Raw genomic sequence first — 13,130 nt, 5'->3', positions numbered from 1 at the left:
GTGCAGCCCCTCACCAACCGTTCCACCTTCGATTTCGGCACGCTGTATTCCGTCGATGGCCGGGTGACCGGCGGTACCGGTGGCGGCATCGATGGCGATGGCCTTGGCGGGCGCGGCGGTGATGCCACGGGCGGCGGCGCAAGCCTGCTGGCGCGCGGCAGCGTGGTCACGGCCGGCGCGGTCAGCATCCTCACGTCCGCCTTTGGCGGCGCTGGCGGCGGCGGCGGCAATGGCGATCTGGGCGGCGGCAATGCCAGGGGCGGTGAATCGATCATCCTGGCGACGCCGCATTTCACGGCGGGCCTGCCGGTTGATGTGACCATCACCGGTCCCGTCTCGCTGATTGCAACTGGTCTGGGCGGCAGCTCCAGCGCGGCCGCTGGCGAAGGCCAAGGCGGCACAGCCTCTGTGCGCCTGCAACGGCACGAAGCGGCCGGGGCCGCGGCCGTGACGGTGGTGGGCAGCATGTCCATCGCCAGCCTGTCGGCCGATGCCGGCGGGGTGGGCGGCACGGCGCAGGGCAGCGGCGGTGCCGGTGGTGCCGGCATTGGCGGCGCTGCGGACATCATTGCCGAAGGCGGCATTTTTGATCTGATCGGCGGCGCCCAATTGACGGCGATTGGCCGAGGCACGAACGGCGCTACCGGCAACACGGGTCAGCAAGGCGGCGCCGGTGGCGCGGGCAGCGGCGGTTCGGCCAGCGTGACCGTGCGGCCCGGCGGCATTCTCACCACGCCCTTCCTCACTGTTGACGTGTCGGGCCGGGCCGGCCTTGGCGGCGATGGCGGCAATGGTGCCAACGGCTTGGCGGCGGCCATCCCGCAGCCGCCCCAGCGCGATGGCAATCCCGGCGGCGCTGGGCAGGCTGGCGGCGCTGGCGGTGCCGGCGGCGAAGCGCAGGGCGGCAATATCACCATCGGCACCGATGCCGCCAACAGCGGCGGCAGCATCACGATTTCCAGCTGGACGCTTATCGGCGAAGCCGTGGCCGGTGGTGGCGGCAGCGGCGGTGTTGGCGGCGCAGGTGCCGATGGTGGTGCCGGCCTTGATGGCGATGCCATCTTCATCAATGGCGGCAATGGCGGCGCTGGCGGTAACGGCGGCGCGGGCGGCAATGCTGGTCCTGGTGGCAATGCCACGGGCGGCAGCCTTCTGATCGGCGCGGCGAGCAACGATCTGAATACGCCGTGGAGCCTGAATATACCGTTGATCAGCGCCAATATGGCGGCTGCGGCCGGCAGCAGTGGCGTGGGTGCCGTGGGCGGCGCGGCCGGCCTTGGTGGCGCTGGTGGCGCCGCTGGGCTGCCTCCCGGCGTGGCCGGCACGCCGGGTGCCAATGGCTTCTTCGGTAGTTTTGGCGTCGAATCGATCGCTGGCTTTGCCGATGGCCCCAGCCTGCAGGTCTTGCTGTACAACGCCAATCTCACCGCGGTGGGCATGGATCTTTCGGCTGACGCCACCGGTGCGTTCAGTTCCGATGCGCAGGCTGGCGACGCCGAAGCGGGCTCTGCCGAACTGGTCATTTCCGGTGGCACCACCAGCCTTGGATACATCCGTCTCAGCGCCATCGGTTCGGGCGGCGATTCGGTTTCGGGCACTGGCGGTGTCGGCCGCGGCGGCAACGTGACGTTCCGGGTTCTTGATGGAGCCGATGTGACGCTGGGCGTGCGCATCGCGCCGTTGCAGCTGGTGGCCGATGGCTATGGCGGCGACGGCCTTGATGGCGGCTTCGGCAACAGCGGCTTTGCCGGCACGATCCTCACCCAGGTCAACAATGCCAGCCTGCAGGTGAACGGCGATCTGGTGATGGTGGCCGAAGGCTTCACCGGCTTTGATGGCCTTTTTGCCAGCGGGACCGGCGGCACGCTCACCCTGGCCTTTGAAGATGGAAGCACCGTAGGTGTCACTGATCAGTTGGTGATGTCGGCGAGGGCTGTTGGTCCGGTCGCCAACGGTGGCTTCGTGAACATCGGGGGCTCCGGAACCGGCAGCCTGCAGGTTGATGGCGATATCGCGCTGGATGCCAGCGTCCAGTTGCAGTTCGGTCAACCGGGATTGCCGAGCGCGGCTGGCGAACTCGTGGTCAGCCTCGACGTTGAAAACAGCCTGATCGTTGGCGGCCAATTGGGGGCCAACGCCTCGGCGACCAGCTTCAGCCCGGTGACGGATGCGTCGATGGCTGGCGGTATCATCACCTTCGGCAATCGCGGTACGGCCAGCGTTGGTGGTGCGTTGTCGTTTGATGCCAGCGCTGTCTTCGGCGATGGCGCGGGCGGGGAAGCCACCGGCGGCTCGGTGTTGATCGAGACGCTGGCCGGCACATTGGAAAGCAACGGCCTGTCGCTGTCGGCGTCGGCTGATGGCGGGTTTATCGCGGGCGGCGCTGTGCCGACCGCCTTTGGCGGGTCCATCGTGCTGCGCAACGAAGCCGGCGCGGCGCATTTCTCGCGGTCGGGCAATATCGCCATGACCGTCAATGCCAACGGCATCAGCAACAGCAACGGCCCCGGCGGCGATGGCGCGGGCGGCACGATCAGCGTGGGCGTCGATGGCACGCTCGAACTGGATATGGGCGGCAGCGGCACGTTTGTGGCCGAAGTCATCGGCACAGGCGGCAGCAGCAGCAATGGCGACATTGGCGGCAATGGCACCGGTGGCGGCATCGATTTCATCGTGGGATCGGGCGGCACGCTCAACATCATCAACCCGGGCACGCCGCTGATCGAACTGAAGGCCAACGGGATCGGCGGCAACAGCCTGACACAGGGCGGCAATGGCGGCGGCGGCGCCATATTCGTTGCCGTTTCGCAAGGCAGTTTGACCACACCGGCGCTCACCTTGAACGTGCGCGGTGAAGGCGGACTGGGCCTGCCAAGCGGCAATGCCAATGCGGGCCGGGCCGAAGTGGACGTTTTCGACGGTCTGATCAGCGTTGGTGGCGATCTGGTGCTCGATGGCAATGCCGTCGTAGCCGGCAGTTCGGTGGAAGGGGATGGCACCGGGGGGCTACTGGGCGTGGACGTTTCGACTGGCACGCTGGATGTGGCCGGCAATCTGCAGATGCGGGCCAATGGTGATGGCACGGCCAACCTCGGTGGCACCATCGCGGTCAACGCCGGCGGCGGCCTGATCGATGTGGGCGGCGGCATCACATTGTCGGCCGCCAGCCTCAACGATACGTTCGGCAGCAACGCCGTCATTCAGGCCGGCAATATCAATGTTGATGTCGGCACACTCGGCGAGATTCGCAGCACGCAAGGCCTGTCTGCCGACGTGCAGGGCACTGCCACGACGCCGCTTTACGGCGTGACCGCAGAGGCCGGCCGGTTCGACATGCGATCGGCCGGGGTGGTGCGGTTGGGCGGTGCCGGGCTGATCGTGCAGGCAAATGGCGGTTGGGTGCTGGGCACGGAAGGTGGCAGCGCTTTCGGCGGGTCTGCCATTGTGCAACTGATCGGTGGCAGTTTCGATACGACGGATCTGGTGTTGCGTGCCTCGGGGATTTCCGGCGCCAATTCCGGCGGCACTGGCGGCACCGCCAACGGCGGTGTTGCGTCGTTGCAGATCGAAAATGGTACCGTTGCCACGGTCACGGGCGGCATGGTGGTGAACGCCTTTGGCGATGCAAGCGGTGGGCTTGTTGGCGGCCAGGCCAGTGGCGGCAGCGCGACCATCGAGGCGCGCACCGGCGGGCAGCTGCTGGGCAACGCGTTTGTGAACAATGTCAACGCCGCCGCGCGAGGCGGCAACGGCACAGATGGCGATGGCGGCAGTGCGTTTGCCGGCACCGTGAGGGTTCGCGCCGAATCTGGCGGCAGTCTGGCGCTGGGCCAGGTGCGCACCGTCAGTGCCGGGTCAACCGGCGGCGACGGCGGGGGCGCCGGCAACGGCGGCGAAGCGATTTCCGGCACGGTCGAGATTTCGGCCAATGGCGGCGCCATCGATATCAGCAACCTGGAAAACATATTCACGTCGGCCAACGGCGGCAACGCCTTGGGCAGCGGCAATGGCGGCGAAGGTCGCGGCGGAACGATCAGCATATTGGCCAGCAACGCCGGCCAGATTTCGATCTTGGCGATCGGGGGCACAAACGGCATCGCCCTTGGCAGTTCGGGCGTGGGCGGTAACGCGGTTTCGGGTCTTGGCGCCAACGGTATTGGCGGCCTTATTCAAGTCAACGCAGACACTGCCAGCCAGATCACGCTTGATGCCCAGGCGTCTTCCACACCCCGGATCAACATGCGTTCGCGCGGCATCGGCGGGCAGGGTGCCAGCGGCGGCACCGGCACCGGCGGCCAAGTGCTGGCCGGCACCACGGGCGATGCTCAACTGAACCTGCTTGGCTTTGTCGAGCTGATAGGCGAAGCCTCCGGCGGTACGGCGACGGGAGGTAACGGCGGCAATGCGCTGGCCGGCCAAGTCTCGCTGTCGATGCGTCAGGCAGTGGCGACGACGACCATAACAACCGGTGATCTGTCAATCGTGGCAGGAGCCACCGCCGGTAATGGTGCCGGGGATCTGGGCCGTGGTGGCAGTGCCGATCTGGCGGCGGCAGCGGGCGTGTTCATTGGCTCCACCAACAATCTTGGCACCATGACGACCGGCAATGTCACGGCCACCGTGGCAGCCATCGGCGGGCGCGGCGGCGATAGCCCCACCAATGATGGCGGCAACGGCGGAGATGCGATTGCCGGCGGTGTGCTCATCGGCTTCCTCAATAATGATGTCGGCGGGCCGGATGCCGGCACCATCACCACCGGGATCATCGATGCCAACGCCAGCGCCGTTGGCGGCGATGGCGGTGCTGGCAGCACGGTCAATGGGGCTGGCGGCAATGGCGGCCAGGCTTCGGCCGGCGGTGTGAACATGCTTGCCATTGGCGGCACGCTCCTGGTGGCGCCTGCATCGATCGTACAGCCGGGCGTGATCCTGACGGTGACGGGCCGTGGCGGAGCCGGTGGCACAGGCCTGATCGGTGGCAATGGTGGCGGCGGCTTTGGCGGCGAAGCCAACATGGGCAGTTTTGCTAATTTCCGCGCTGGCAACCAGGTCGGCCGGTCTGAAAGCGGGCGGCAGCAGATTTCGGTGGATGGCGAAGGCGGATCCGGTGCCGTGGGCGGCGAAGGCCGCGCCGGTGGCATCGATTTGCGGTCACTTGAAGGCGCGTCTCAGATCAATGGACGGATCGGCTGGTCGGCGACGGCCATTGGCGGGGATTCGTCGGACGGTATCGGCGGGTTGGGTGCTGGTGGCGGCTTTGCTGTTCGGGGCAATGTCACGGTTGCCGGCAATATCCTGATGGACGCGGGAACGCGCGGCGGTAATGGCAGCGTCGGCGGCGGGGAGGCCTTTGGCGGCAACATCACGCTGACGGGAGATCTGACCGCGCAGGGCGGTTTGGAAGGCTTCATCACGGCCATCGGCGGCAACGCGACTGCCACCGGCACCGGCGGACGCGGCGCCGGTGGCCGGTTCGAACTGCTGACCAGCAACGCCGAAGCGGCGTTTGTTGCCGGCTTTGTCGAGATTTTTGCCGATACGACCGGGGGCAGCGGCGCGACCGGCGGTGATGCGACAGGCGCAACCGTGCGTCTGCTCACCGTCCAGCCGGGTGCATCCATTGATGTGGGCGCCCTTGATGTCCGCGGCAACGCCACAGGTGGCAACGGCGATGTGGCGGGATTGGGCCAGGGGGGAAGTATCCTGCTCGCCAACACCGGCATCATGCGGTTCTCGCAACTCAATGGCGGGGTCGCATTGGAAGCCGTCGGAATAGGCGGCTTCGGCGGTAGCGGGCAGGGCGGCGCTGGCCGTGGCGGCACCATCTCAGTGCAGAACGCGGCAGGCGGCAGCTTCTCGATCGTCACCGGCGATGGCCTTGGAATGCAAGCCGACGGCCGCGGCGGAGACACATTCGATGGGCGCGGCGGTGCCGGCGTTGGCGGCACTGCGACCTTCAGCAACGCCGGCAACAGCAGCATCGGCGGCTCCCTCAGCCTGTCGACAGAGGGCGACAGCGGAGGGGGGCTTTCTGCCGATGATGGCTTGGGCGGCGTGGCCAGCATTATCCAGTCTGGTGGTTCGACGATCGTGCGCGGCGATCTCTCTGCAGAAGCCAGGGGCGATGGGCGTGCCGGCAACGTTACAGGCGGCACTGCACGTGTGAGCGTGACTGCCGGCACACTGGATATTCAAATCGGTGGATTGCGGCTTGAAGCCGATGGCTTCGGCAGGAGCAGCACGGGCGGCACGGTCACTCTGTTCAGTGGCAGCCAGTTGCTGGTGGCCGGCGACATCGGTCTTCAGGCGCGCAGCTTTGGTGGCCAACAAAACACCCAGGCCGACATGCGGGGCGGCAGCATCGCCATCGACGTGCTGGCCGGCAGCCGGCTTCAGGCCGGTGGACGATTTGATGCCGATGTGACGGCAGACACCGATCAGATCACGGCGGGCCAGGCGCGTGCAGGCAGCATCACGCTCACTTCGGCGGGTGTGGTCAGCATTGGCGGCGCAGCCAGTTTCCTCGCGCAGGTTGCTCATGACGGTATCGCGCAGCAGCCTGGTTTGAGCCTGGGCGGCAATATCGTGGTGACGCTGACCGGCGGCACCATGACGGCCGGCAGTGTGGATCTGGTGGCCAATGTGCAGGGCTTGGACGGGGTATTGGATGGCGGCGACAGCACGGCTGGCAATGCCACAGTTGCGATCAGCGGCGGCGCACAACTGAACTTGGCCGGCGGCCTTACGCTGGACGTGAACAGCAACGCCGGTCGGGCCGATGGCCTTGGCACTGGCGGTTTGAGCACGGCGGGAACGGCGCGCGTCACGGTCAACGGCGCCGACTCGCAGGTCAACGCGGCGAGCGGACGCTTCTTCCTGTTGTCCAGCGGCGGCAACGCGGTGGCCGGCGGGCAGGGCGGCGACGCTCTTGGCGGCACGGCCGAATTGCTGATCGGCGGCGGTGGTTCCGCCGTGTTCACCACCCAGTTCCTGATGCAGGGCGAATCGTTCGGTGGCAGCGTGATCGCCAACAGCACCCGCGGTGCCGGATCTGCGACGGCCAGCACGCTGCGTGCTGTGGTGGATGGCGCCAGCGGCGGCACGATGAATCTTGCTTCTGGCGGAAGCGCGACTTTTGACAGCGATACTTTTGGCGGCGACGTACTGGGCGAAGGTCTGGCAGGTGGCGCTGCCACTGGTGGCCTCATCCAGATCGGTTCAACCGGCAACGGCGGCAATATCAACGTCGGCCAATTGACGGTGACGTCCTATGCACGGGGCGGCGACGGCGGTACCGGTACCTCGCCGGGTGACGGTGGCGCGGGCCAAGGTGGCAATATCGTCATCGGCATGGGCCGCGATGTGTCGTCTGCGACGCCCGGCAGTTTCACTGCAGCTTCGGTTGACGTGTTCACGGGAGGCGAAGGTGGTTTCTCCGGCGATCTGAGCGCTCGCGCTGGCGCCGCCGATGGCGGCAGCATCCGCTTTGACATCAATGGCGCCAGCGGCGCCGTTGCAGGTGTCGTGCGGCTGCAAACCTATGCCGAAGTGCGTGATTTCGGTGTACCTGCCGCAGCGGTCGGTGGGCGCATCGCACTGAGCGCGGCAGATGCCGGCGATGGATCCGCCGCAGGCGCCCTGACGATCGGTGGGACGACCGAGATCTTCCATCGGATCATCAATCCCGTTGGTGCGCTCACCCAAGGTGTCACGCGGGTGTTTTCCTCTGGGGCCGGCAGCCGGCTGGTGCTGCAGGATGTGTTTTCTGCCGACAACAGGCTGACTGGCGCCGGTGCGCGCGGTGCGGCGGACCGGTCGGGCATCGTGGCCGGCGTTGGCGCCCAGATCGATTTCACCGGCAACGTGACGTTCGTGGACGGGCGCGATATCGGTTTCAATGATGGCGGTACGATCACGGCTGCCGGTGAGATGTTCATCTCGTCGGGCGGGCGGGTCTTGTCGGCCTTTGATGTGCCAACTGCCGGGGCAACCGGGGTGGTGACAACGCCCAGGCTGGAGATTTCGGCCACCAACGGCATTGATCTGGCCACCAATACCACCGGCAGCGGTGATGTGTTCATGAGCAGTGCCAACGGCAGCGTGCAGCTGCGGGATATCGATGCCAATCGCGATATCAGCATCAACGGCGTGACCGGCGTTGGTTTCACCAGCCTGCGTGGCGATCGCAACGTTGGTGTGTTCAGTGATGTCGCCATCAATGGCGGCAGTGCCAGTGCCGGTGGCCGCCTGACAATCAGTTCCGACGGCGTCATCACCGTTGGCGCGCTGGATGCCGGTGTAATCGATCCGTTCGCTGGCGTGACGCCCGACATCTATGTGCGGGCGCTGGGCCCGGTCACCACTGGCGCTGTTACCAGTGGCGGCGATGTCGGCCTGCTGGCGCAGGGCGCGTTGACCAGCGGTGCAATCACCAGCGGCCGCGATCTGGTGCTGCTGTCGGGTGGTACCATCACCACCGGCGCACTGGCCACGCCCACCACCGGGCGCATCCGCATCGATGATTTTGCCCAGCGCAGCCTGATAACCTTCCCGGTCGGCGTGCCGGACTATACGGCGCTGTTTGCCGCGACCGCGACGGCGCGGGCGGGCGACACCATCATCAACGGCAATCTTACGACAGGTCTGTTCGAGGCCCGCTCCACCGGCTTGCTGCGGGTGACCGGCACCATCAACGCCGCCATTGGCGCGCGGCTGGGGGTCGGCTCGCTGCAGATCGGCAGCACGGCAACCCAGGGCTTCCTTGATCTGTCGGCAGTGGATAGCCTGGTTCTGGCTGATCTGGCGGCGCAGGGGCAAATCAGCCTTGCCAGCGATGGCAGCATCACGGCCGGCAATATCACCACCGGCCAGTCGCTGGTGCTGGCCGCCAACCGGCCGGGCGCGACGCTCGCCACCGGCAATGTGCGCGCCGATGGCGAAATCCGGCTTTCGTCGAACACGACGTTGACGGCCGGCACCTTGTCGTCGGGCAACCGCGTGTTCCTCACCGCCGGCGGCGCCATCACCACTGGCGCGATCGATGCTGGCACTGTGAACCCGCAAGCGGGGGCTTCGGGTGTGTTGTTCGCCACCTCACCGGCCACGATCCGCACCGGGGCGATCAATGTGTCGGGCAGCGCCACGCTTTCGGGCGTGCTGGGCGTGACGACGGGCAATATCGCGGCGCCGGGCGGCATCGTGCTGCTCGATACCGGCGGCATCAACGCGGGCAACCTCACCACGTCGCCCAGCGGTTTCGTCTATATCGCAGCGCATGATCTGTTGCCCCAGATCACCTTCGATCAGGGCGGCAATCCGCTGTTTGCCGCCCTGCTCGCCTCGACGCCGATCCGGCTGGTCGGCGACATCAATCTGGGTGATGCCAGCACCGGACGGTTCATCGCGGCCGCCACCGGCAATTTCTTCGTCAACAATGCCACTGCGGCAACAAGCATGCTGGTGGATGTGGGCGGCACCGCCACGCTTGATTTCAACATCAACACGCCCAGCCTCACGGTCACGTCCAGCGATATCTTCCTGGATCCGCTGGCGGCTGTTGGCGCAGCCGGTGGCAGCATCCTCTTCAACACGACGGGCGCCACCACGGTTATCGTTGGCGGCGCCAATGCGGTGCCGGCGGCGGGTACCTATCGCCTGTCGAACGGCGAATTCGGGGCGCTGCGGGCCAGCAGCATCACGGTGCGCAGCTTTGCTGGCGGCATGACGGTCGATCAGTTGGCGCTGCCGGCGATTGCACCGGGCCAAGCGGCCAATCCGGGTGTGACTCTGCGGACCAACGGCACGATGCGGGTGACGGGCGCTGTCACCATGGCGCAGGCGGGGGCGGACAACCGCCTGAACCTGATCGCCGACAACCGGATCGAAGTGGTGCAGGGCAGTGGCAGCGTGCGCCTGGGCGCCGGTGTCGATACGCCGGCCGGTACGCTGGCCATCACCGCGCCGCGCCTCTGGGTGGCCAGCGACAGCCTGCTCACCCAGTTGGCAGGCAGCACGTTGGCCGGACAGGCCCGCATTGATGCCGTGAACGCCGCTGGCGCGCCAACCGTGGTCGGCGGATCAATCGGCGCCGGCACCATTCTGATCGGCACCGGTGAAGAAGTGTTGATCCAGAACAGCGGCACCGATCAGTTGAAGGCCGGCTTCACCACCGGCACCGGCGGCCTGCGCATCCGCCGCGCGTTCGAAGGCAACAACCCTATCAACGTGGTCATCAACGGCCGCATCCAGCGCGCCGACAACAGCTTTGCCATCAACGGCGACACGCTGGCCCTGGTACAGCTGGATCCGGGCATCAGCCTTGTGACGGCCGACAGTACGGTGAATGGATGCCTGTTCGTCAGCGCCAATTGCCCCGGTCTGTTGCCCGAAGAAATCCAGCAGCCGGTGGTGACCATCGTCAACAACATTGAAGAGCTGACGCCGGAGCAGGAAGAGCAGCGCGAAGCCGCCCAGGCTGCGGCCGAGAAACTGCCCATCGTGCTGCTCCAGCGGTTGATCGATTTCAGCCCGCTGTTTGTCGATCCCGATGCCACCGATCCTGTCACCAGCGGCGGCAATCCCGCCTTGTGGATGGACCCTATGCCAAGAGGCGTACGGACGCCGGGAGGGCTGAAGTGATGCGCCGGACCCTATCGCTGCTACTGGCAAGCGCTTTGGCCACACCGCCGGCCATGGCGGCTGACAGTCTCTCGCTTACCGACAGTTTCCGGATCGGCACCGCCGGCGTGCTGTGCACGGCGCAGAGCCAGGCGGCCGATCCGGCGCTGAAGGGCCTGTTTGATCGCGGTTATCGCATCATCTGCCGGGATGCGGCCGCGCCGGTGGGCAATCTTTATGCATTGCGCAGCGCAGCTCCAGCCTTGCCGGCCGGATGCGCTGTGCCGGTTGCTGCCAGCATCGCCGGCCTGCCCGGCGTGCAGGTGTCGCGCTGCACGGTCGATGGGCTGGGCCACGTGCGCTACCAGGTGATGCGCGGGCGCACCCTGTTCGTGGCCGATGGCTTTGCCGGCTATGCCTCGGCGCTGGAACTGGGGCTGCAATCGTTGCTGGCCGATGCGCCCGTGGTGGGCACTGTGGAAGTGGCCGCCACCGAAGCTGGCGATCCGGTGGCCTTTGCTCGCCTGCAGGCGGGCAGCCTGGAGCCGGGCCAGGCGCTGGCCGAAGCCTATACCCGCAACAATTCGGCCAGCTATGCCGAATCGGCGGAGTTCTTCGATCTGCTGGTGGAACGCAGCCGTCAGGGCGCACCGGGCTTTACCCGCAGTGCCGAATATCTGACCAACCAGGGCCTGCAGCAATCCAATCTGCTGCAATTTGCCGATGCGGATCGCCTGTTCGCCCGTGCTGCCCAGGTGCTTGACGTCAGTGATCCGGTGGCGAGCCGGCTGCTGCGCAACCACAGAGCCCAGCACATGCTGAACCAGCGCCGCAATGGGCAAGCGCTGGACATCCTGGCCCGCCCGGTCAGCGGCAATGTCGGCACCACCGATGCCAGCCGCCTGGCCAGTGGCTTCATCGACACGCCGCTTTCGCAGCGACTCAACACCGATGATGCCGCCATGCGCGCGCTGGGCGCCGGCAGTGCCGCGCTGACCCCTGAAGAGCGGGTGGCGATCCTGGATGGCCAGGCGCAATATCTTGCAGCTTCTGCCCGCGCTGGCCTGGGCGAACTGGCCGCCGCCGATACCGCACTGGCCGATGCTCAGGCCAAGCTGGCCCGGCTGCGTGGTGGCCGCGTGCTGTCGATCCTGTGGCTGCGCGCTGCTGTTGCCAACCAATTGGCGATTGTGGGCGAACGGCTGGGCAAGCCGACGGGCGCCCGCGCCGCGCTGGAGCAGGCGGTGGCGCTTACCGAAGCGCAATTCCCGCAAAGCGCGGCGCTGCTGGCCGCAAAGGCACAACTGGCTGCGCTGCTGGCCCGTCAGGGCGACGCTGCGGCTTCGGCAACCTTGTTTCGCGCCATTATCAAGGCCGCGCCGGAAACGCCGGGCGCCGGCCAGGTGCTGCGGCCGTCGCTGGGCGCGTGGTTTGCCCAGTTGGCTGAGCGAGGGGAGACGGCCGCCGCCGCCGATCTTTTCGATGCGGCGCAGATCTTGGTGCGTCCCGGCGTGGCGCAAACCCAGGCCGTGCTGGCGCGCGAGTTGTCGGGCGGCAGTGACGAAGCCTCGACTCTGTTCCGTTCGTCCATCACCCTGTCGCGCGATATCGTGCGCACCGAGGGCGATGTCGCGCGGCTGGCGCAGATCGAAGCGCCCACGGTGATCGAGCAGGAACAGATTGCCGCCCTGCGGGCCAAGCTGGCTGTACTGGGCCGCGATCAGACGGCGGTTCTGGCCAAGCTGGCCGAATTCCCGCGCTATCGCAGCATCAGCAACACCACGGTCACGCTGGCCAGCCTGCAACAAGCGCTGAAAGCCAATGAGGCCTATTACAAGCTGATTCTGTTTGGCGATGAAGCCTATGGCATCACCATTGCCCGAGACGGCGCCGCCGTGGTGAAAATTGCCGCCACCGCCGCCGAACTTGGCCAGTTGGTGAAGACCATACGCGATTCGGTGGTGCTGTTCGAAAATGGCCGGCCCACCACCTATCCGTTCGACGTGCCGGCGGCGCGGCGGCTCTACGGCCTGCTCACCGGCCCGGGCGATGGCGCAGCGGCGCAGCTGGTGCTGGCCAGCCGCCATCTGGTGGTGGAACCCGATGGCGCCCTGCTGAAATTGCCGTTCAACCTGCTGGTCACCAATGATGACAAGCTGGCCGAGTACAAGGCCCGGCAGGATGATCCCAATGCCGATCCCTTCGATGCCCGCGGTATTGCCTGGCTGGGCCGTGATCGCATGATTTCTACCGCCACCTCGGCGCGATCGTTCATGGATGTGCGCAACATCGTCGGCAGCCGGGCGGCCAATGCCTATCTGGGCCTGGGCGAGAATGCGGTACCGGCCGGGGCCTTGCCGCCCAGTCTTCCGCCCGCACCGCCGCCGGCCCCGCCCGCGCCGCGCGGGAAAGCCAACAAGCTGGCCCAGACCAGCACTGTGCGCGGCGCTGGTGCCGATAGCGGCAGCGGCTTTGGTCTCGCTGCACCGGCAACGCCGATACCGGCCAGTAGT

2 protein-coding genes are annotated in these 13,130 nt (G+C 66.8%); both read left to right on the top strand.

The window, feature by feature from the left end:
* Positions 1–63 precede the first annotated feature (63 nt).
* Positions 64–10,638, top strand: coding sequence for a hypothetical protein (locus RT662_RS16070; RefSeq protein ID WP_313671700.1), 10,575 nt, complete (start codon positions 64–66; stop codon positions 10,636–10,638).
* Between the two features lie 53 nt (positions 10,639–10,691).
* A partial coding sequence (locus RT662_RS16065; protein ID WP_313671699.1) for a CHAT domain-containing protein occupies positions 10,692–13,130 on the top strand: 2,439 nt, incomplete at its 3' end.

Origin of the sequence: Sandarakinorhabdus sp. (assembly GCF_032115815.1) — a bacterium.
Taxonomy (GTDB): Bacteria; Pseudomonadota; Alphaproteobacteria; order Sphingomonadales; family Sphingomonadaceae; genus Sandarakinorhabdus.
Note: the sequence above shows the minus strand (reverse complement) of the source record. Positions and strands in the feature narration are given on the sequence as shown.